Here is a 22027-nt window from a genome sequence, read left to right on the forward strand (position 1 = left end):
CCGCGGCGCAGTGATGCGCCGCGGTTTGCATTTCCGGGAAGCGAAAAGTCCCGGCGGACATTTTCCACCACTGCAACACCTGGCCGGACCAACCCGGCCATCCGTCTGCGGCATGGGTCGCATGCGGTTCAACCGATAGCGCATCACCAAGGAATCAAACGTGGCAAAAATTACCAAGACCTTCCAGTACGGCAAGCACCAGGTCACCCTGGAAACCGGCGAAGTCGCCCGCCAGGCTGGCGGTGCCGTCATCGTCAAGTTCGATGACACCGTGCTGCTGGTCACCGCCGTGGCGGCGAAGTCGGCCCGCGAAGGGCAGGACTTCTTCCCGCTGACGGTCGACTACCAGGAGAAGTTCTACGCCGGCGGCCGCATCCCCGGTGGCTTCTTCAAGCGCGAAGGTCGCGCGACCGAGAAGGAGACGCTGATCTCCCGCCTGATCGATCGCCCGCTGCGCCCGCTGTTCCCGGAAGAATTCCGCAATGAAGTGCAGGTCATCGCCACGGTGATGTCGCTGAACCCGGAAATCGACGGCGACATCCCGGCGCTGATCGGCGCCTCCGCCGCCGTCGCCCTGACCGGCGCGCCGTTCAACGGTCCGATCGGTGCCGCCAAGGTCGGCTACATCAACGGCGAATACGTGTTGAACCCGACCGTCAGCGAACTGAAGGACTCCAAGCTGGAGCTCGTCGTCGCCGGTACGTCCAACGCCGTGCTGATGGTGGAATCCGAAGCCGCCGAACTGTCCGAAGACGTGATGCTGGGCGCCGTGATGTTCGGCCACCGCGAAATGCAGAAGGTCATCCACATCATCAACGAGTTGGTGGTGGAAGCCGGTACCAAGAACTGGGAATGGTCGGCGCCGGCCAAGAACGAGGCAATGATCGCCGCCCTGAAGGAAGCCGTGGGCACCCAGCTCGAGGCCGCCTTCCAGGTGCGCGACAAGCTGCAGCGCCGCGACGCCATCGCCGCGATCAAGAAGGACGTGCTGCAGCAGCTGGCCGGCCGTGCCGAAGCCGACGGCTGGGCCCCCGGCGCGCTGTCGAAGGAATTCGGCGAGCTGGAATACCAGACCATGCGCGGTTCCGTGCTGGCCACCAGGGTCCGCATCGACGGCCGTGCGCTGGACACCGTCCGCCCGATCTCCTCCAAGGTCAGCGTGCTGCCGCGCGTGCACGGCTCCTCGCTGTTCACCCGTGGCGAGACGCAGGCGATCGTCGCCGTCACCCTGGGCACCGCCCGTGATGGCCAGGTGATCGACGCCGTCGCCGGCGAGTGGAAGGACCACTTCCTGTTCCACTACAACTTCCCCCCGTTCTCGGTGGGCGAAGCCGGCCGCATGATGGGCCCGAAGCGTCGCGAAATCGGCCACGGCCGTCTCGCCAAGCGCGGCGTGCTCGCCGTGATGCCGACGATGGAAGCCTTCCCGTACACCATCCGCGTTGTCTCGGAAATCACCGAATCGAACGGCTCCTCCTCGATGGCCTCGGTCTGCGGCAGCTCGCTGGCGCTGATGGATGCCGGTGTGCCGATCAAGGCGCCGGTGGCCGGCATCGCGATGGGCCTGGTGAAGGAAGGCAACGACTTCGTCGTGCTGAGCGACATCCTGGGTGACGAAGACCACCTGGGCGACATGGACTTCAAGGTCGCCGGTACCGCCAACGGCGTGTCCGCGCTGCAGATGGACATCAAGATCGAAGGCATCACCGAAGAGATCATGAAGCAGGCGCTGACGCAGGCGAAGGCCGGCCGGTTGCACATCCTGGGTGAAATGGCCCATGCGATGACGTCGCCGCGCCAGGAGCTGAGCGAGTTCGCGCCGCGCCTGATCACCATCAAGATCCACCCCGACAAGATCCGCGAAGTGATCGGCAAGGGCGGTTCGGTGATCCAGGCCATCACCAAGGAAACCGGCACGCAGATCGACATCCAGGACGACGGCACCATCACCATCGCCTCGGTGAACGGCGCCGCCGGCCAGGCCGCCAAGGCCCGCATCGAGCAGATCACGTCCGACGTCGAGCCGGGCCGCATCTACGAAGGCAAGGTCGCCAAGATCATGGACTTCGGTGCGTTCGTCACCATCCTGCCGGGCAAGGACGGCCTGGTGCACGTGTCGCAGATCTCCAACGACCGCGTCGAGAAGGTCAGCGACGCGCTGAAGGAAGGCGACGTGGTCAAGGTCAAGGTGCTGGAAGTCGACAAGCAGGGCCGCATCCGCCTGTCGATCAAGGCCGTGGAAGAAGGCGAGGGCGTGTCGGCCGAGTAAGCCGCACGACATCGCGATGCGATACGGAAAAGCGGGCTTCGGCCCGCTTTTTCTTTGCCGCGGGCATGGACCGTGAGAAGTGCGACTCCTCCCTCTCCCCGCGGGCGGGGAGAGGGTGCCGAAGGCGGGTGAGGGGCAGCCGGAGCCGTGATCGTTCATGGCGCGCAACGCATCGAGTGCGGTTCTTCCATCGTCTTGTTCGTTGTTCCCGCCGTCGCTTTGAGTGCATTGGCTTCGTCGCCCCTCATCCGGCCTTCGGCCACCTTCTCCCCGCAGGCGGGGAGAAGGATTCATGCCATGCACGATCGCGCAGGACACAGCGTCTTCATGCGCGCGCCGACGGTTGTCATGCGGTCGACGATAATGACGGGCATGGAATCCAAGAAGACACACGCCGCGACGCCCGCATCGCGCTGGTCAGGCCGTGGGCTGGTGCTGCTGGGCATCGTGCTGTCCGCGTTCAACCTGCGTACCGCGGTGACGTCGCTCACGCCGCTGCTCGACACCTTGGGCGATACGTTCGGTTTCGGTGCCACCATGACCGGCGTGTTCGGCATGCTGCCGACGGCGGCGTTCGCGCTGTTCGGCGTGGCGACGCCTGCGCTGGCGCATCGCATCGGACTGGAGCGGACGGCGTTGCTCGCCATGCTGCTCGCGATGCTGGGCCTGCTGCTGCGCAGCGCGGCAGGCGATACGACGGCGCTGATGGCGGCCTCGCTGACCGCACTGGCCGGCATGGGCATCGGCAACATCGTGCTGCCGCCGCTGGTGAAACGCTACTTCGCCGATCGCGTGGGCACAGTCAGCACGCTGTACATCACCGTACTGCAGGCGGGCACCATCCTGCCCGCACTGGTGGCGGTGCCGGTGATGGAAGCCGCGGGCTGGCGCATTTCGCTGGGCGTATGGGCGGTGTTCGCCGCGGTGTCGGCGGTGCCGTGGTGCCTGGTGCTGTGGCAGGAGCGCCGACGCGCCTCGCTGCTGGCACGCGTGCATGACGCAGCGGTCACCGTCGACGATGAGGCACCGGAACTCACCGCGCCACGTCCCGCCGGACGCGCGTGGCGCTCGCCCGTGGCGTGGGGCATGGCGCTGATGTTCGGCATGACCTCGCTGGTGACGTATTCCATGTTCACCTGGTTGCCGAAACTGCTGGTCGAGGCCGGCGGTACGCCGGCGCTGGGGGGTGCGATGGTGGCGCTGTTCTCCACGCTGGGGCTGGTGGCATCGCTCACCATGCCGCAGATCGCGGTGCGCATGCGCAATCCCTTCATCGTGGTGGTGGTCTGCGCGGGTTTCTACATCACGGCATTCGCTGGCCTGCTGCTCGCGCCGATGGCCGCACCCGCGCTGTGGGTGGCGTTGCTCGGCCTAGGGCCGAGCACGTTCCCGCTGTCGCTGACGATGATCAACCTGCGCACGCGCACGCCGGAAGGCTCGGCAGCGTTGTCGGGTTTCATGCAGGGCGTGGGCTATACATTGTCCTGCGCGGGGCCGCTGGCGTTCGGCCTGCTGCACGACTACACGCACGGTTGGGCCCTGCCGATGGCGTTCCTTGCTGCCTGCATCGTGGTGCTGCTGATCGGTGGTTACCTCGCGTGTCGGCCGCGGTATCTGGAAGATACCTGGCATTAGCCGAGGGGCTTGATACGCGGGGAGTCTCGTTGAGTCTGCCAAGCCGCCGTGTCCCGGATTGCAGCGAAACCGTGGGTGCAGGCACCGCTTCCGTCGGCGAAGTGCGCCAGCGGTCACGCTTGCCAGTAGGTGTCCAGGACGTACATACGTTTACGTTGGCGCAGCCCTTCCCAAACAACTCCGCTTCGATTTAATTTCCGCTTCACGGGGTCGGTCAGCTGCGTCTGGCCGATAGGAGTTTCTTGGGGTCGGCGCGTACGCGCTGTAAAAGGAAGAAGCATGAGTCGTTGGTTGATTGCCGCGTGCATGGCTGCGCTGGTGCCGTCTGCGTATGCACAGGATTCGAACAAGCTCTGGGAAGAGTACGACCAGCTCATCAAAACGCGGCAGGTGGTGGGGTCCTTGGGCCCCGACCTGTTCGGCGACCAGATCAGCTTCTCCAATGGCGCCTTGTCGTTTTCAGCGACGGACGTATCCATTCCCGGTAACAACGGACTGGACGTTGGCATCACGCGGAGTTTTCCCGTCGTCAATCGGCGCTGGCGCCTCAATGAAATGCCGTTTGGCGACTGGGATATCGAACTGCCTCGCGTCGAAGGACTTTATGCGTCGCAGACCGGTTGGGTCGTGGCGAGTCCCACTTCGCCACTGCAGCGCTGCAGCGTCACTACAGCGAGCGAGGCACTGCCGCCTAACATCGACACGGGTCAGATTACTTTCTATGCGCTGGATTACTGGCAGCAGCCGCAGTTGGTTCTTCCTGGAAGGGGAAGCGCAGAACTTCTCCTTACTAAGCCTGATGTACCGAAGCCTGCTACTGGGGGTCCGTATTACTGGACGACGTCTGACAGAACTCATCTCTCCTGCCTGACCAGCGTGCAGAATGGCACCGGCGAGGGGTTCGTCGCTATCACGCCAGATGGAACGAAGTATCGATTTGACTGGATGGGGTCTGCGCAGCGCGCCCACTTGGAGAAGAAGCAACAAGGCAGCGTGTATTGGGGAACGAGCTACAGCGCAAAATTGCCTCGCCGCATGTATGGGCTGTATGCCACCCGCGTCGAGGACAGGTTCGGCAACTGGGTGGAATACCAGTACAGCAACGCTGCGGGTTCGCCGATCAGGTTGGCCTCCATCCAGTCAAGCGATGGGCGCTTGATCTCCGCGACCTATAACGGCTCCGGCCAGATCTCCCAGATTGCCGCAAACGGACGGACCTGGAACTACGGATATACCGGCGGTCGCCTGAGCTCCGTGACATTGCCAGACAACTCCAGCTGGTCCATCAATTTCGCGAACTTCGCTGTCCTGGCGGTCCGCTACTACGAGGGTGAGCCGGGCGAGGCTTATCGCGACTGTTTGAATCCTGGCGACGTCGCGTCGCAGCCTCAGACTGGAACCATTACACATCCTTCTGGGGCCGTAGGCGAATTCACCGTTTCTCCCGAACGTTTCGGTCGCACCAATGTGCCCATGCATTGCGATGGCGGAGGAACTCCATCGTTCGTGGCTGATGACGTGTCCTGGCTTCCAGTCGCGTATGACCACTACGCTTTGACGAAGAAGCGCATCACCGGGCCTGGGCTTGCTCCGGCCGAATGGAATTACGCCTATGCCGCTGCATACGGGTTCGCCCCCTCCAGCGGCTCCACGACCACGAGTGTCACCGAGCCCGACGGAGCCTTCACTCGCTACACCTTCGGCAACACCTATCGCCATAACGAAGGACTGCTACTCAACGTGGAGAAGGGTGAAAGCCCCAGCGCCATTCTGCGCACGGTGGCCACCGCGTATGAACTGGCAACGACCGGGCTTCCGTATGTGGCCCAGCTCGGTACGACGCTGAATCCTCGGTCCGACAGTTACACGTCCGAGTTTGTCCGACCCGAGAAAAGCAGCACCACTACCCAGCAGGGAGCCACGTTCTCCAAGACCGTGACGGCGTACGACAGCATGGCCCGCGCCATCACGGTCACGCGCTCGGGGCCGGGGCATTCCCGTACCGACACCACCGAGTACGAGGACGAACCGAATCTGTGGGTGCTGGGCAGCGTCAAACGCAGCACGACGGCGGGCATCGAAACCTCGCGTACGGAATTCGGCTGGAAGCACCTGCCGTGGAAGTCCTACAGCTTCGGCAGGCTCAAGCACACCATCGGCTATGAAACCGCTGCGGCTGATCAGCTGGGCACGCTGAAGACGGTCACGGACGGCAACAACCACGTCACCACGCTGGGCGCGTGGAAGCGGGGTGTGCCGCAATCGGTTGTCGCGGCGGACAGCACTTCGCAATCCGCTCTGGTCGACGACAACGGTTGGATCACGTCCGTGACCGATGAGAACCAGTTCAAGACCTGCTATGGCTACGACGCCATGGGCCGTATTGCCAGCGTGACCTACCCTTCGGAGACCACACTGAATGCGTGCGATACGAGTCAGGTCCATTGGAACCAGACCACGCAGGTGTTCGAGCCCGTCGCCGGCGCCGAATATGGAATTCCCGCAGGACACTGGCGCCAGTCCGTCAGCACCGGGAATGCCAAGAAGTTCAGCTATTTCGACGCCTTGTGGCGTCCGCTGGTCACCCAGGAGTTTGACGCGGCCAACGTGGTTGGAACGCAGCGCTTCCAGCGCTTCACCTATGACCACAATGGCAAGGCGACCTTTGCGTCCTATCCTGGCACGACCGATGCGCTGACCACCGGCACCTGGACCGAGTACGACGCGCTGGGGCGGGTGACATCGACCTCCCAGGACAGCGAGCTGGGCGCTCTCGTCTCGCTCACAACCTACGGGTCCGGCTTCACCACCACGCACACCAACCCCCGTACCCACGCTACCACCACCAGCTACATGGTCTACGACGAGCCGTCTTACGACTGGCCGAAGGCCATCGTGCATCCGGAGAACGCGCGTACCGAGATCGTGCGCGACGTCTTCGGAAAGCCGGAGACGCTCACGCGGCGTAGCGCGGACAACAGCGTCATCGTCACCCGCTCCTATGGCTACGACGCCCATCAGCGCCTGTGCCGTTCGGTCGAGCCGGAGACGGGTGCAACCCTGGTGGGCTACGACGCCGCGGATAATCTGGTGTGGTCGGCGTCCGGGTTGCCGGCGGGTACGGCGTGCGAGGCGAGCGGAACGTCGCCTTCCGTCGCGGCGCGAAAGGTCAGTCGCGTATATGGTCCCACCAATCTGCTGACCCATCTGGTCTTTCCGGATGGGCGCGGCAACCAATCGTGGGGTTACACGCCCGATGGCCTGCCGCAATCCATCACCACCCATAACGTCAACGGTGGTGAGCAGGTCGTCAATGGGTATGGGTACAACCGCCGGCGGCTGCTGACTGCGGAAACATTGACGCAGCCGGGTCTCTACGGCTGGTCGATGGCATACGCCTATAACAGGAATGGCGCGCAGTCTTCCATTACCTACCCCAGTGGACTGGTGGTCGACTATGCACCGAACGCGCTGGGGCAACCCACCCAGGCGGGCAGTTACGCCTCCGGCGTAACCCACTATCCGAATGGTTCCATCAAACAATTCACCTATGGCAATGGCATTGTTCATTCCATGGCGCAGAATGCGCGACAGTTGCCTGATCGGGTCACTAGCAGTGGCTTGGCGATGGACTTCAGTTATCGCTATGACGGCAATGGCAACGTGAACCAAATCTACGATCACGTTCCCGACATGATCCCAGGTAGCTCGCCTAAGTATCGACTCATGGAATATGACGGACTTGACCGACTGACAGCCGCAGGATCGGCAATGTTCGGCGGAGATCACTGGCACCGTTACACCTACGACGCCATCGACAACATCACCTCTTGGAAGCTGGCAGCCGTCAAGGACTACGCGCAGTACGTCTACGACGCCAGCAATCGGCTGATGAGTGTCAAGAACAGCGGTGGCGCCACCATCGTCGGTATCGCCTACGACGTGCAGGGCAACCTGACCAACAAGAACGGCAAGCTGTACGACTTCGATTTCGGCAACCGATTGCGCGCTGCCACCAATGTCGAAAGCTACCGTTACGATGGCCATGGGCGCCGTGTGCAGGCCACCAATCCCGCGCAGGCGGCAATCCGTTCGATGTATGGCCAAGACGGCGTTCTACGCCGGCAGGAGGATGAGCGGACGGGCAAGAACCATGAGTATGTCACCCTGTCCGGCAGTGTCATCGCGCGTATCGCCACCATCGTGGCGCCGTCAGTACCCGCGCTGTCCACGCCGGGCTACAGCAGCAATGGCAGCTATACGGTGAGCTGGTCGGCCACGCCCACGGCGACCAGCTACGAGCTGCAGATCAGTGCGAATGGCGGCAGCTGGCAGGGCGCTTACGCCGGTGCCCAGACCTCGCATGCGGTGGGCGGGCAGGGCAGCGGTTCGTACGCCTACCGCGTGCGGGCATGCCAGGCGAGTACCTGCAGCGGGTGGAGCAATACCGGCACGACCACGGTCGAGCTGCCGCCCGGCAGCGCCCCCAGCCTGTCGGCGCCCGGATTGGCGGCCGGTGGCAACTATCTGGTCAGCTGGACATCGGTTGTGGCCGCGTCCACGTACCGTCTGGAAGAGAGCTTCAATTCCGGTGCGTGGGTGCAGGTACAGGACATCGCCGCGCAGAGTCGGAGCTACAGCAGCCGGCCGGCGGGCAACTACCAGCATCGTGTGACGGCCTGCAATCCGGCCGGCTGTGGTCCGTACTCCAACGTCGGCGCTACGCAGGTGATCTATGCGCCCGCGGCGCCCACCTTGTCGGTGCCGCCGGCCAGCTACAACGGCAGTTACACGGTCAGCTGGAGCGCCGTGGCGAGTGCGGTGACCTATCAGCTGGAAGAGCAGGTCAACGGCGGTGGCTGGACGCTGGTGTACAACTCGGTGGGCACGGCACATGGTCTGTCCGGCAAGCCGGCCGCCGTTTACGGCTACCGCGTGAAGGCCTGCAACGACGCAGGCTGCGGTCCGCTCAGTGCGGTGGGCAGCATCCAGGTGACGTTGCCGCCGACCACGGCCCCGGGCATCAGTTCGCCGGCCAGCGTGGCGGTGGACAACTTCACGGTCAACTGGAATGGCGTGGCCGCAGCAACGGCTTACGAATTGCTGGAGCGCGTCAACGGTGGTGGCTGGAACGCCCTGTACAACGGCCCGGCGGGCAGCTATCCGCTGACGGGCAAGGCCAATGCTACGTACGGTTACCTGGTGCGGGGCTGCAATGTGGCGGGGTGTGGTCCCTGGAGTGCAGAGACGTCCACGGTCGTCAACGTACCGCCGCTGATTCCTGCGCCGCCCGGAAACTTCACCGGGGAGCGGGACGTCCTGGATGACATAAGACCCATCCAGTACACGTACTTCGTCAGTTGGTCAGGGTCCTATGGTGCGACGTATTACCAGTTGCAGATCACGTATGGCCAAGGTGGAACGTCGTTGCTCAACATGGGCGGCGCGACGAGTCATCAGCAGACGGGCGGGGGCAATCGCTCCTATCTGGTCCGGGCCTGCAACAGCAATGGGTGCTCCGCGTGGGCAGGACCGGTGTCGCTATGAAGACGTCTTCGTTGATTCGCAAGCTGGTGGTCGTGGCGCTGGTGGCCGTGGCGCAGTTCGCCGCCGCACAGGGCGCGTTGGCGCAGACGGTGGTGGAGTATCTGCATACGGATGCGCTGGGCAGTCCGGTGGCAGTGACCAACCAGGCGGGGCAGGTCATCGAGCGGAATGACTACGAGCCGTATGGCGCGGTCATTGGCAACCCGGGGTTCAGTGGCGTCGGGTTTACCGGGCATGTGCAGGATGGGGGAACTGGGCTGACTTATATGCAGCAGCGGTATTACGACCCGGAGATAGGAAGGTTTCTTTCTATCGACCCAGTCTCAGCAGATTCGATAGGGGGAGCCAACTTCAATCGCTATTGGTACGCCAATAATAATCCCTATAGGTTTACCGATCCGGATGGGCGATACACATGTGACACTGCAGGGACTCGTATCCGTTGTCCAATTCATGGAAATGCACAGAACTCGCAAAAAACTCCTGGACATGCGTCGACATCGCAGCGCATAGCGAATAAAGAAGCAGCTAGGCCCGGAGCGAAATCAGTTCATCTCAATCAGCGGTTAACAACGGTCACTGGCAATCAGAATGCACCTAAGATTCAGCCTGACGTGACTGTGGTGAATAAAAATGGAACTATTGATATGCATGAGGTGCGTTCAGTAGGGCAGACACGTGGTGAGCTAGTTTCAAAGCTTTCGGATGCCCGGGCGGGGCTAGGTGTGCCGGGGAAAAACATCGTGGTAGACCCTGACGTTGTACCGCGAGGGTCTGGAGGGTCAACAGTACGTGGCCTCGGCGCACTAGGGATTTTGCATATGATATTTCATGAGTGGGTCAACCAGCGTGAGGCGGCAGAGCAAGCAAAAGGGCGGGCATCCATGCCGATGAATAGCGCAGACTGGATTCGTTGCTTGGAGGCCAAAGAGTGCGCCTGATGACTACAAAGCAGTATTGTCTCGCCATATATGATTGGGATACCGGCGTAGGGTGTCTCGATATATTTAACTCTGTAAAAGAGTATTTTTTAGAAAACGATTTCTTCCTGCATGATTTTTCCGTCTTGGTGTCAGGTTGGCCAAGATCTAAGAAGTTACGTATTGATCAGATAGATCATGAGATCAAGAATAGGAGTGACGTAAAATCGATCGAGGGAAGTTTTTTAGGGGATTGTAAAGACGGCTACTTCTTTATAACTGGAAGTGCGTCACCCGCTTCGTTCGCATTTGTTCGAGTGCCGATTTATTTAGAGAGCGAAACCTTGTTTAATTCTTTGATTGATCTGCTTTCTTCAAAACTCAAAATAAGTTATGGGTGTGTTTTTTGCTGGGATAAAGATCACGACTCCATGCTATATGCTTTAGGAATAACCCATCAAATTTCGGATGGGGATCCGGATGAATTACAATCAGAAGGGGACGCGAGGTGGTTCAATGAAAGGATAATGAATCCACCAGTCGGACGGAGGTTTAAGAATCAAGGCATGTTTAGGGATGTTTACGATGCAAATATTATTAATGAGAGCCATTTGAATTGTACGGTGGGCGGGCTTATTTTCACCGAGGCTGTACGTCGTAACTCATGGGGTAGAATAATAAAATATAAAAATTCAACTTGGGTTTGGATAACTAAGGGGGCTGATGTGAAGGAGATTGTTTCTCGACTTTCGGCCGAAGGGCTCCTGATTCAATATGAGAGAGTGGCGTAGCGGTGATTTTTTGCAAGAATAGAAGTGCAAAACAGGGATCAGAGTACATTTTCTGACGCCAGACAAGGCAGTCCCTGACCATGCGTCACGCCCGCTCCTGACATACCCCGTTCGTGGAACGATGGAGACTATTGGTCCGTTGAGGGGAGGGTTGGAGATGCCAAGGACCAGGCGCTTGGATCTAGCGGGAGTAGCCCAGCACGTGACGCAACGTGGGAACGACAGGCAGCCGTGCTTCTTTCGTGACGTTGATTATGTGCGCTACCTGCAGGACTTGCGGGAGGCTGCGTTCAAGTACGAATGCCGTGTGCACGCCTACGTGCTGATGACAAACCACGTGCACTTGCTGGTAACGCCAACTGCAGCCGGGGCGTTATCCCGCATGATTCAAGCAACGGGCCGGCGCTACGTGCGCTACCTGAATGACTCCATCGGTCGTACGGGCACTTTGTGAGAAGGACGCTACAAGGCGAGCCTCGTCGATGACGAACGCTACGTGATGAGCTGCTATCGCTACATCGAACTGAAGCCAGTGCGCGCGGGCATGGTGAAAAGTCCAGCGGACTACCGTTGGTCAAGTTATGGAGCCAATGGCTCGGGTCAGTATGACGCGCTGGTAAGCCCGCACACGCTGTATAAGTAGATTGCAGTGAGTGTTTCCGAGCGACTCTCGCTGTACCGCGAGATGGTGTCATCACGGATCTCGGATGACGATATCGCAGCAATACGCCCGAAACAGGGGTCAGAGTACATTTTCTGATGCCAGACAAGGCGGTCCCTGTCCTGCATTGCGCCTGCCTCTAACATATCCCCGTAAGCTCGCCATCTGACACCGCCCACGGCGGGCCGAGCAACGCGCGGACCAGCCTTGCGTTGCGCGCAACATCCAAACCCGGGCGCAACGCTTAAAGCGTCAGCCGCAAAGTCCCCGTCCTTACATGCAAGGCTTTACTACCCTGCGTGCAAGGCCGAAGCGCCTTGCGGCTGAGGCTTTGGTGCTTGCGGACCAAGCACTGGAGGTGGGCCGAGTGGCTTCCTCCCTCTCACGGCCCGACAGGAAGTCACACCAACTTCCGGCAGGGGTAGTCCGGGGGCTGCAGTGTTATCAAGGCGTTTTCCTGACCGTTGCTGGGGAGCATCCGCATGACCACCACCCGCCGTGACCTGTTCAAGCTGGGCGCGCTGGCCGCTGCCGCTGCCGCGCTGCCGTCCTTCGCGTCCTCCTCGGCGACCACGCCCATTGCCAAGGCCGCCAAGCCGTTGAACATCCTGATCCTCGGGGGCACCGGCTTCACCGGGCCCTTCCAGGTCGACTACGCACTGAAGCGGGGCCACAAGGTCACCCTGTTCAACCGCGGCAAGAAGCCCTCGCCGGACTGGCCGGGCGAAGTCGAACAACTGCACGGCGACCGCAATACCGGCGACCTCGCTTCCTTGAAGGGGCGCAAGTGGGATGTCTGCATCGACAACCCCACCAGCCTGCCGTTCTGGGTGCGCGACGCCGGCAAGGTGCTGAAGGGCAACGTGGGGCATTACCTTTTCATCTCCACCATCTCGGTGTACGCCGAGGGCGGCAAGGCCGGCATCAACGAGGACTCCCCGCTGGCGGTCTACAAGGGCAAGGACGCGATGGCCGAAACGCAGGAGACCCTGCGCGCCGACATCGAGAACCTCTACGGCTCGTTGAAGGCCCTGAGCGAAGCCGAAGCCCGCAAGCAGTTCGGCAGGAACGTCACCATCGTGCGCCCCGGCTACATCGTCGGCCCGCGCGACGAAACCGACCGCTTCACCTACTGGCCGCACCGCGTGGCGCAGGGCGGCGAGATCCTGGTGCCCGGCGAAGGCAACGACCCCATCCAGATCATCGATGGCCGCGACCTGGGCGAATGGATGATCCGCCTGGCCGAAGCGAAGACCTACGGCACCTTCAACGCCTGCGGCCCCGATTACACGCTGGGCATGGACGCCATGCTGCATGGCTGCCAGGCCGTGACCGGCGGCGGCATGACGCTGACCCACGTGTCACCCGAATTCCTGGAAGAGAAGCAGGTCGGCCTGCCGATCTGGGTGTCGCCGAAGCACCCGCAGTACGGCGGCTACGGCGCGGTAAGCAACGCGCGCGCCATCCAGGCGGGCCTGACCTTCCGCCCGCTGGCCACCACCGTCAGCGACCTGCTGGCGTGGTTCCGCGGCCTGCCGGGCGAACGGCAGGCCAAGTTGAATGCCGGCATCACCCGCGAAAAGGAAACCGAACTGCTGAAGGCCTGGCACGCGCGCAAGGCGTGACGTCGCAAAGCGGCCTGCACTGCTGATTCATGGCGTGCACTGCTCACGCAGCAGGGCGTTCGGGCCACCGGCCGGTAGTGCATTGCCCCTGCGTGCACGTGAGGGCAGCAGCGGTGCAGGTGCGGCCTGCCGGTACGCGGCAGCCTGTTCGCGGGCTCGCGCCAGTGCGGTGGCATCCAGATCGCCCTCCAGGTCGCGCACGAACCTGTCGAACAGCTGTCCTTGCCGCGGTACGCCCGGGGGTGGCTGATCCAGCAGCGCCTTTGCCTGCAGGTAGAGCGCCAGTGACTTGCCGGCATCGGGGGTCACGGCCTGGTTGAGCAGGTTGCGTTCGGAGCGGCGGTGGGGGGAGTAGGCGTTCGCCAACGCGAGGGTCGTCGTGATGTCACCGGCGGCGACGCCACGCAGGGCGATGGCTTCCACCTCGTCGCGGTACACCCGCAGCGCGTCCAGTTCCTCCAGCGTATCTTCGCGTCGGAACGGCCGCCCCATCACGTAGAAGTTGATCGCCGGCGCACTGCCTCCGCGTGCCGCCGCGCGCCAGTAGTGCAGGCGCTCACGGGAATCGAACGCGGGGATACCCTCGCAATGCGCGCTTTCCTTGAGTGCCTGTTCGCCGCGGACAGTCGCTGCTTCGCGCGCCGCGCGCTGCCTGGCCTCGAACTCGGGAGTCGCGGCAGGGCCAGAGCCGCCGCCGGTGTAATGCAGCGTATTCGCCGCTTCATCAAGTCGCCTGCGGACGTCGTCGCAGAATTCCATCTCCGCGGCGAGCCGGCAGGCAGCCGTGGGATCGCCTGCGTCCGCGCGACGCTTGAGCTCGGGCAGGATGTTCCGCAGCGGGGTGGACAGGTCAGGCAACGGTGCGTTCGAAGGGCGCGCCGCTGCTGCCGATGCCGGATTGCGTACGGCGGCATCCGGCGCGGGGGTGGAGGCATTCGATGGAACGGGCATCGGAGCGGCGGATGGGGACGGTGGTGGTTCGCTGTCCCGTGCGCTGCTGCGTCCGCTCCACCAGCCCGCGCCCAAGGCAAGGGGCAGCATGACCAGCGCGATCATCATCCACGCGCGTGATCGACGTTCGGCATCCATGGCGCGATCTCCCGGCATCGCTGAAGAAGGCGATTAGCTGATCACATCAGCCTCCAGCGGGGCAAGCTGGAGGCCGTGATTCAACGCTCCCTGCGCGTCAGCGTGCGGTCCACCGGTCCGCGGCGCTGCCAGTCGGGCACGACGCGCTCGGATGTCGCCTCCGCATCGCTGGCGCTGTCCGATGACGTGGGCACCTGCAGGGACGGAATGGACGACGCCACCAGCGGTTGCGACTGCGCGGTGATGTCGGTGCCCTGCACGATGCCCAGCGGGCTGTAGCCGGTGTAGCCGGGGAAGACCTGGCTGAGGTTGGCGTTGCCCATGCGGCGCACCAGCACTTCGGACACCACGCGACGGTAGTCGGTGGTCACCGGCACATCGCCGAAGTAGGGCGACAGCGTGGCCGGATCCAGGCCGAGCCATTGGCCGAAGAACCGGCGCCCGTTCACCGCGCCGCCCAGCACCAGCATCGGATTGCCGTAACCGTGGTCGGTGCCGCCGTTGGCGTTGGCGCGCACGCGGCGGCCGAACTCGGACTGCACGATCACCGTGGTGCGTGCCATCTGCCCGGTGCTGTTGAGTTCGGTGAAGAACGCGGTCAGCGCCGAGGAGAGCTCGGCGATCTTGTTCTGGTAGTAGTGGTACCCGCTGCCGGCGGTGCCCTGGCCGTCGTGCGTGTCCCAGCCGCCCAGGTCCAGCGTGGCGTAGCGCAGGCCCAGGTCGAAGCGGATGGTCTGCGCGATGGTCCACAGCTGGTCGGCGAACGAACCGCTCGGCCAGCTGGCCGGACGCGATGCGTAACCCTGCTGGTTGATAAGGCGCATGGCGCCATCGGCACGGCGGCCGCTGCTTTCCACGCCGGTCTGGCCCTGCCACAGGCTGGCCAGCGTTTCGTTGATGCCGCGCAGGCCGGCAGGCGAATCGCTGCGGGTGCGCTGCCAGCTCCATGCCGTGGTGTTGAGCGAGAAGTCCGACGGGCTGCTCATCGTCATGCCGTCCAGCGAGCCCATCAGGCCTGCCGGCTGCGTGCCGCTGATGCCCAGCGCCGGCAACGAAGCCGCCGGCGTGCCGGTGGGCCGCGAATTCCACGCGCGCGTCATCCAGCCCGTCGCCGAGCCGTATTTGCCCGGCGTGCCCAGGTCGATATAGAGCTGGGCATCGAAGTGGCTGCGGGTGACCGTGGTGGCCATGCCGCAGCTGTGCACGATGGCCAGCCTGCTGTCGTTCCACAGGTCGCGCAGGCCGGTGGCGGACGGGTGCAGGCCGAAACCGGTCTGCGCACCGCTGGACAACGTCAACGGCAGCGCGCCGTAGGTGCCGGTGGCGGGAATCTGCAGGCTGGGGCGGGCTTCTTCGTAATGCGTGCGGTCGGTGCCGCTGATCGGCACCACCAGGTTCAGGCCGTCGATGCCGCCGCGCAGGAACAGGTGCACCACGGTGTCGTAGGCGTTGGCGGCGGCATCCGCCTGGCCGGAAAACAACATGCTGCTACCGGCAGCGCCCACCACGGCAGCGGCGCTGCAGCCTTTGACGAATTCCCGGCGGGTCAGTCTGAAATGGCTCATGCCAGGCTCCTCAGCGGCTCAGGAATTCGGGGGTCATCAGGATCAGCGCCACCAGGCTTCGCAGGCGCTCGTGGTTGTAGTGCCGTTTCAGATCGCTGCCCTGCCAGGTGTTGGTGTCGGTGATGACGTAGCTGTTGGGGTCGCCGTTCTGCGCCATGAACGCCACCAGCGCCTGCTTGCGCGCCGCTTCGGGCTGGTAGCCCAGCAGGCGGGTGCACCACCACGTCACCAGCGTGTTCGCCGTCCAGTTGGCCACCGGGATGTTGGCGCGCGTGGTATCGACGATGGGATGCAGCGGCACTTCGCCGTCCTTGGTTTCGGTCAGCCAGCCCAGCACGCGCCAGGTCATCGCGAACGAGTTGGAGCCCGACCACGCCAGGCCCGTGTCCGGGTACCCGTTGGGCGCCGGCCAGTTGTAGGGCGTATGCCCGGTGAAGCCGTACAGCCACATGAAGTCGCCGCTGCGGCCGTGGTCCAGGCGCACGGTCCAGTCGCCCCCCAGCGCGCGCATGGCGGCGACCACGGCATCGAACGGCCGGCGGTTCTTCTGGCCGAAGCTGTTGATGAAATCGTCCGAATTGAGGATGTGCCGCAGGGTCAGTTCGATCTGGTTGGGCGCCTGCCAGTTGGCGCGGAAGATCGCCGCGGCGCTGTCGATCAGCGCCTGCTTCGGCGTGTCGCTGATGAAGCGGCGGATCAGCTTCTTGCAGATGAACTTGGCCACGCGCGGGTGGCTGGCCAGCCGGTCCAGCACGTCGCGGCCATCCTTCATCGCCGGCTGCTCGGGGTAGAACAGCTTGCCCAGCAGGAACTTGGGACCGGCGTCGTGCCAGGCCTGGCGATAGACGAACGTGCCGTCGTTCTCGGTGGGGTACTGCCAGTGCCCGTTCTTCGCCGACCAGCCGGTGAATGCCGCCGACGTTTCGTACACGTCGATGTCGGTGTAGCCGATGGGGTAGCTGGGATCCTCGGGGCACGGCGGCACCAGGAACGGATCCATGAAGCCCAGGTAGTTCTCCGCGCCGAAGGTGTGCAGTTCCAGCAGCTCGCGCGCGAAGTTCTCGTTCGGGCCCGAGCGTGAGTTGTTGAGGTTGTCCAGGTAGTAGAGCATCGAGGTGCTCTTGGCCACTTCCTCCAGCATCACCCGGAAGTTGCCCTTGGCGTTGGCGCGGATCACGTCGCGGTCGTAGTGGACGAACACCGGGCCGGCATTGAAGTCCGTGCCCATCACGTTGAAGTGATCGTGCCAGAAGTTGACCAGCACCTCGCGCAGCTGGCGGCGCGAATACACCGCGCGCACGAAGGCCGCGCGCTGCACTTCGTTGGCCGGGCGCATGCGCACGGCGTTTTCGGGGTCGGCCACCACGTGCTCAGCCCACAGCTGGGTCAGCGGCTTGTTGAGGGTGGTGTACCCGGCGGCGTTCAGGCGATTGGTGACGGGCGTATCGTCGATGGCATTCCAGTCCAGCTGCCAGTCCACGTAGTTGGCCAGGCGCTGCCGGTCGGTGCTGCCCAGCGCATTGAATTCGGCGATGGTGGTGGCGGTGGCGCCGTAGCTCAGGTTGTTGAGCGCCTGCACCGCGAAAGGCGGGCGCGCCATGGTCAACAGGCGCGGCTCGGACTGGCCCATCATCGTACGGCCGCCGGCGACTTCGGTGACGGCTTCGGGGGCGGGCGTGGTGTCCTTGGGCGTGGCGCGTTCGCCGCCTTTCCAGCCGTACAGCTGGTTCAGGCGCTGGCGCACCTGCTTGGACAGGTCCGGTGCCGCAACGGCGGGTGTGTCGGCCGCGCTGGCCAGGCCGCCTTCGGCGTTGCGGCGGAAGAAGGTGTTGGACGTGCGTTTGACCGGGCCGCGGAACTTCGTCCGCCGCCACAGGACCGTGTGTCGCGCCATGCTGATGCCCCGGTTTTCCCCGACAGCCGCAGAGTATTGGCGAAGCGCGTGACGTTAAATGCGACGGCGTGCACAAGCCCGCCAACGGGCCACGGTTTTCACACCAGACCTGTGGCGTAGAACACGCCGATGACCACGAACACCGCGGCGGTCTTGATCAGGGTGATGGCGAAGATGTCCTTGTAGGACTGCCTGTGGGTCAGGCCGGTGACAGCCAGCAGGGTGATGACGGCACCATTGTGGGGCAGGGTGTCCATGCCGCCCGACGCCATCGAGGCCACCCGGTGCAGCACCTCCATCGGGATGCCGGCCGCGTTGGCATTGGCGATGAAGCTGTCCGCCATCGCCGCCAGTGCGATGCTCATGCCGCCGGAGGCCGAGCCGGTGATGCCGGCCAGCGCGGTGACCGAGATGGCTTCGTTGACCAGCGGATCGGGAATGGCCTGCAGCGCATTGGCGACCACCAGGAAGCCGGGCAGTGCGGCGATGACGGCACCGAAGCCGTATTCCGATGCGGTGTTCATCGAGGCCAACAAGGCGCCGCCGATGGCGCTCTTCGTGCCTTCGGCGAAGCTGGCGAACACCGGCTTCCACGCGAACACGATGACCGACACGATGCCCACCAGCAGCGCGCCCTGCACGGCCCAGATGGCGGCAACCTTCGAGACTTCCTGCACGACCGGCGCAGGATTGCCGATGACGGCCGGGACGAACGACTGGCTTTCGCCATAGAAGCCGGGGATCCAGCGGGTAAACAGGAAATTGGCCACGCCGACCAGCAGCAGCGGCAGGATGGCGATCAGCGGATGCGCCAGGCGATCGCCCTTGAACGGTTCCGGCTCGTTGCGCAGTTCCGCGCTGCCTGCGTAGCCCTCGCCGCTGCGCGCGGCCACGCGGCGGCGCCATTCCAGGTAGGTCATGCCCACGACCAGGATGAAAACGCCGCCGATCGTGCCCAGTGCCGGCGCGGCCCAGCCGGTGGTGCCGAAGAACGAGGTGGGGATGATGTTCTGGATCTGCGGCGTGCCCGGCAGCGCGTCCATGGTGAAGGTGAAGGCGCCCAGCGCGATGGTGCCCGGCACCAGCCGCTTGGGGATATCGCTCTGGCGAAACAGCTCGGCCGCGAACGGATACACCGCGAACACCACCACGAACAGCGACACGCCGCCGTAGGTCAGCAGTGCGCAGACCAGCACGATGGACAGCATCGCGCGCTGCGCCCCGACCACCTTGATGGTGGCGGCGACAATGGCCTTGGAGAAACCCGAGATCTCGATCAGCTTGCCGAACACCGCGCCCAACAGGAACACCGGGAAATACAGCTTCAAGAAGCCGACCATCTTGTCCATGAACAGGCCGGTGAACATCGGCGCCACCAGCGACGGATCGGTCAGCAGCACCGCGCCCAGCGCCGCGATCGGCGCGAACAGGATGACACTGTAGCCGCGGTAGGCCACGAACATCAGGAAACACAGCGCGGCCAGCACGATCAGGAACGACATCCGACACTCCTCGGCCAGCGCCGACTCCAGGTGCGGCGAGTATCCGCAGCCATGGGCCAGCCGTCCCACTGTACGAAGGTACGATGCCGCCCGCGCGGTCCCGGCCCTAGTGTTCGCTTCAATCGGCGGCATCCGTCCGCCGCCATGTCATACCCGGGAGGAGGGGAGACCCATGAAGCGCAAGCACCTGAGCCTGGCCATCGGTTGTGTCCTGTTGTCGTCCATGCCAATGGCATGGGCGCAGGACAGCACCGGCGCCAGCCAACCGCCAGCCACCAGCGCCACCACGCTCGATTCGGTCAAGGTCACCGCGCGCAAGCGCGAGGAGACCCTGCAGGACGTCCCGGTGGCCGTCACCGCCTTCACCGCGGAAACGCTGGACCAGATGGGTATCGACGACATCGGCGAGCTGGATGCGCAGGTGCCCAACCTGACCATCTATGCCGCACGCGGTTCCACCAGCACGGTCACCGCCTACATCCGCGGCGTCGGCCAGGCCGATCCGCTGTGGGGCGTGGACCCGGGCGTGGGCATCTACCTGGACGACGTGTACATCGCCCGTCCGCAGGGTGCGCTGCTCGACGTGTTCGACGTGGAGCGCATCGAAGTGCTGCGTGGCCCGCAGGGCACGCTGTACGGCAAGAACACCATCGGCGGCGCCATCAAGTACATCTCGCGCGGCCTGCCGCAGGAGACCACCGGCTTCGCCTCGGTCACCGTGGGCAACTACAACCAGCTGGACGTGAAGGCCGCGCTGGGCGGCGAGATCGGCGGCAAGGACAGCGGCCTGCGCGGTCGCGTGTCGGTGGCCAGCATGAACCGCGACGGCTTCGGCGAGAACACCTATACCGACCAGGACGTCAGCGACAAGGAGATCAACGCGGCACGCTTCCAGCTGGGTGCCTATGCCGGCGACGACCTCGACATCCAGTTCGCGTTCGACTACATGGACGACCAGTCCGGCGTGCGCGGCGCCAAGATGCTCGCGCCCAATCCGCTGGCGCCGGCTTATCCGCCCACCGAAGACCGCTACGACATCCGCAGCGGCATGAAGAACATCAACGACACCGAGATGAAGGGGGCTTCGGCCACGGTCAACTGGCGTGCGACCGACAACTGGGCGTTCAAGTACATCATCGCCAAGCGGGAGTCGGACACCGAAACCAACATCGACTTCGACACTACGCCGCTGCCGCTGGTGGACGTGCGCGCCTTCTACAGCGACAGCCAGGTCAGCCAGGAACTGCAGGCCAACTTCGACGGCGGCGGACGCGCGCGCGGCGTGATGGGCCTGTACTGGTTCAACGGCGACGCCGGTGGGCAGGTGTTGAACTACTTCTCCAATCCATTGCTGCCGCCCGCCCTGACCAATCCGCTGTTCGGCGATACCCAGGGCGTGGTCAACACCGAAAGCATCGCGCTGTACGCGGACTGGACCTTCGACCTGACCGATCGCCTGAAGCTGGACGTGGGCGCGCGCTACACCGACGAGGACAAGCACGCCATCGCGCTGAACCGCTTCTACACCAACAACCAGTACACCACCTCGTGGGGCACGGCGGCCAATTTCGACAAGACGGTCAACTTCAAGAACGTCTCGCCGAAGGTCTCGCTGGACTACCAGATCACGCCGGACATCATGGTCTACGGCCTGGCGTCGCGTGGCTTCAAGTCGGGCGGCTACAACATCCGCGCCAACACCACCGCGGTGCCGCGCTCGGGCGAGCCGTTCGACGACGAGAAGGTCGACAGCTTCGAAGTGGGCAGCAAGATGTCGCTGCTCGACCAGCGCATGTTCCTGAACCTGGCCTACTTCTACAACAAGTACGAGGACATCCAGCTGTCGGTGTTCACCTCGTACACCCTGCCCAACGGCAGCCAGAGCTTCTTCGGCGACTTCACCAACGCCGGCAAGGGCACCGTGCAGGGCGTCGAAGTGGAATACCAGTTCCTGCCCACGCAGAACTGGCTGATCAGCGGCAACCTGGCCTGGCTGGATGCGGAATACGACGAGTTCATCACCAGCGGCGTCAACGTGGCCGACACGCAGTACTTCACCAACGCGCCCGAGTTCTCCGGTGCCGTCAACGTGGAATACCGCACCGACTTGGCCAATGGTGGCCGCCTGTCCGCGCGCGTGGGCTATTCGTACCAGTCGGAAGTGTGGCCCACCACCGACCTGAGCCCGGTGATCAAGCAGGAAGGGTATGGCCTGGCGAATGCGGGCGTCATCTGGAAGGTCAACGATGCGTGGAGCCTGTCGCTGCAGGGCAGCAACCTGACCGACGAGGAATACCGCACCACCGGCTACAACATCCCGGCGTACGGCGTGCTGACCGGGTTCTACGGGACGCCGAGGCAGTACAGCCTGACCGCGCGCTACGACTTCTGAGTCTGCGCAAGGCCATGACGAGTGACCGGCAGCGGCGGGCGAAAGCCCGCCGCTGCTGCGTTATGCTCCCGCGCATGTCCTCCCGCCCCGTAGCGTGCGCCGTGCGCACGATCACTGAATCCACCGTGCGTGACGTG

The 22027-nt window shown here is 63.6% G+C and carries 12 protein-coding genes; 8 read left to right on the forward strand and 4 right to left on the reverse strand.

Going from position 1 to position 22027, the window contains the following annotated elements; genetic code table 11:
- The first annotated feature begins 160 nt into the window (after positions 1-160).
- The 7 genes from pnp (at position 161) to OVA13_RS02135 (ending at position 13448) form a co-directional block, all read left to right on the forward strand.
- Positions 161-2269 (forward strand): polyribonucleotide nucleotidyltransferase, encoded by a 2109-nt coding sequence (gene pnp / locus OVA13_RS02105; protein WP_267792178.1) that lies wholly within the window; start codon positions 161-163, stop codon positions 2267-2269.
- 372 nt (positions 2270-2641) lie between these two features.
- On the forward strand, positions 2642-3904 hold the full coding sequence (locus OVA13_RS02110; RefSeq protein WP_267792179.1) for a CynX/NimT family MFS transporter: 1263 nt from the start codon (positions 2642-2644) through the stop codon (positions 3902-3904).
- Positions 3905-4183: 279 nt separating this feature from the next.
- Positions 4184-9451 carry an RHS repeat protein gene (locus OVA13_RS02115; RefSeq protein WP_267792180.1) on the forward strand — a complete coding sequence of 1756 codons (5268 nt, stop codon included), beginning with the start codon at positions 4184-4186 and terminating at the stop codon, positions 9449-9451.
- Complete coding sequence (locus OVA13_RS02120; protein ID WP_267792181.1) at positions 9448-10392, forward strand: RHS repeat domain-containing protein; 945 nt, start codon at positions 9448-9450, stop codon at positions 10390-10392. Before OVA13_RS02115 ends, OVA13_RS02120 begins: the two co-directional genes overlap by 4 nt.
- Positions 10392-11162: a hypothetical protein gene (locus OVA13_RS02125; RefSeq protein WP_267792182.1), complete on the forward strand. Its 771-nt coding sequence runs from the start codon at positions 10392-10394 to the stop codon at positions 11160-11162. Before OVA13_RS02120 ends, OVA13_RS02125 begins: the two co-directional genes overlap by 1 nt.
- Before the next feature lie 157 nt (positions 11163-11319).
- Complete coding sequence (locus tag OVA13_RS17995) at positions 11320-11616, forward strand: transposase (RefSeq protein ID WP_324288246.1); 297 nt, start codon at positions 11320-11322, stop codon at positions 11614-11616.
- 689 nt (positions 11617-12305) lie between these two features.
- Positions 12306-13448, forward strand: a complete 1143-nt coding sequence (locus OVA13_RS02135; RefSeq protein WP_267792183.1) for an NAD-dependent epimerase/dehydratase family protein — start codon at positions 12306-12308, stop codon at positions 13446-13448.
- A 27-nt stretch (positions 13449-13475) separates the two neighbouring features.
- On the opposite strand, the gene OVA13_RS02140 is transcribed toward OVA13_RS02135, so the two are convergent.
- From OVA13_RS02140 to OVA13_RS02155, 4 genes are all read right to left on the reverse strand, one after another.
- Entirely contained in the window at positions 13476-14537 is a 1062-nt protein-coding gene (locus tag OVA13_RS02140; protein ID WP_267792184.1) for a hypothetical protein, read from the reverse strand.
- 80 nt (positions 14538-14617) lie between these two features.
- Positions 14618-16102 (reverse strand): DUF1501 domain-containing protein, encoded by a 1485-nt coding sequence (locus OVA13_RS02145; protein ID WP_267792185.1) that lies wholly within the window; start codon positions 16100-16102, stop codon positions 14618-14620.
- Between the two features lie 10 nt (positions 16103-16112).
- Positions 16113-17996 (reverse strand): DUF1800 domain-containing protein, encoded by a 1884-nt coding sequence (locus OVA13_RS02150; RefSeq protein ID WP_267792186.1) that lies wholly within the window; start codon positions 17994-17996, stop codon positions 16113-16115.
- Between the two features lie 98 nt (positions 17997-18094).
- Positions 18095-19498, reverse strand: coding sequence for a GntP family permease (locus tag OVA13_RS02155; protein WP_267792187.1), 1404 nt, complete (start codon positions 19496-19498; stop codon positions 18095-18097).
- Positions 19499-19670: 172 nt separating this feature from the next.
- Between OVA13_RS02155 and OVA13_RS02160 the strand changes: the two genes are divergently transcribed.
- A complete protein-coding gene (locus OVA13_RS02160) occupies positions 19671-21890 on the forward strand; it encodes a TonB-dependent receptor (RefSeq protein ID WP_267792188.1) in 2220 nt (739 codons plus the stop codon).
- Positions 21891-22027: the final 137 nt, after the last annotated feature.

Source organism: Pseudoxanthomonas sp. SL93, assembly GCF_026625825.1.
Classification (GTDB): domain Bacteria; phylum Pseudomonadota; class Gammaproteobacteria; order Xanthomonadales; family Xanthomonadaceae; genus Pseudoxanthomonas_A.

Excerpts from the sequence above, each read along its gene's own strand:
- OVA13_RS17995 (WP_324288246.1), top strand. The coding sequence starts at position 11,320 with ATGCCAAGGACCAGGCGCTTGGATCTAGCGGGAGTAGCCCAGCACGTG.
- OVA13_RS02140 (WP_267792184.1), bottom strand. The coding sequence starts at position 14,537 with ATGGATGCCGAACGTCGATCACGCGCGTGGATGATGATCGCGCTGGTC.
- OVA13_RS02125 (WP_267792182.1), top strand. The coding sequence starts at position 10,392 with ATGACTACAAAGCAGTATTGTCTCGCCATATATGATTGGGATACCGGC.
- OVA13_RS02145 (WP_267792185.1), bottom strand. The coding sequence starts at position 16,102 with ATGAGCCATTTCAGACTGACCCGCCGGGAATTCGTCAAAGGCTGCAGC.
- OVA13_RS02155 (WP_267792187.1), bottom strand. The coding sequence starts at position 19,498 with ATGTCGTTCCTGATCGTGCTGGCCGCGCTGTGTTTCCTGATGTTCGTG.
- OVA13_RS02160 (WP_267792188.1), top strand. The coding sequence starts at position 19,671 with ATGAAGCGCAAGCACCTGAGCCTGGCCATCGGTTGTGTCCTGTTGTCG.
- OVA13_RS02115 (WP_267792180.1), top strand. The coding sequence starts at position 4,184 with ATGAGTCGTTGGTTGATTGCCGCGTGCATGGCTGCGCTGGTGCCGTCT.
- OVA13_RS02135 (WP_267792183.1), top strand. The coding sequence starts at position 12,306 with ATGACCACCACCCGCCGTGACCTGTTCAAGCTGGGCGCGCTGGCCGCT.
- OVA13_RS02120 (WP_267792181.1), top strand. The coding sequence starts at position 9,448 with ATGAAGACGTCTTCGTTGATTCGCAAGCTGGTGGTCGTGGCGCTGGTG.
- OVA13_RS02150 (WP_267792186.1), bottom strand. The coding sequence starts at position 17,996 with ATGGCGCGACACACGGTCCTGTGGCGGCGGACGAAGTTCCGCGGCCCG.
- OVA13_RS02110 (WP_267792179.1), top strand. The coding sequence starts at position 2,642 with ATGGAATCCAAGAAGACACACGCCGCGACGCCCGCATCGCGCTGGTCA.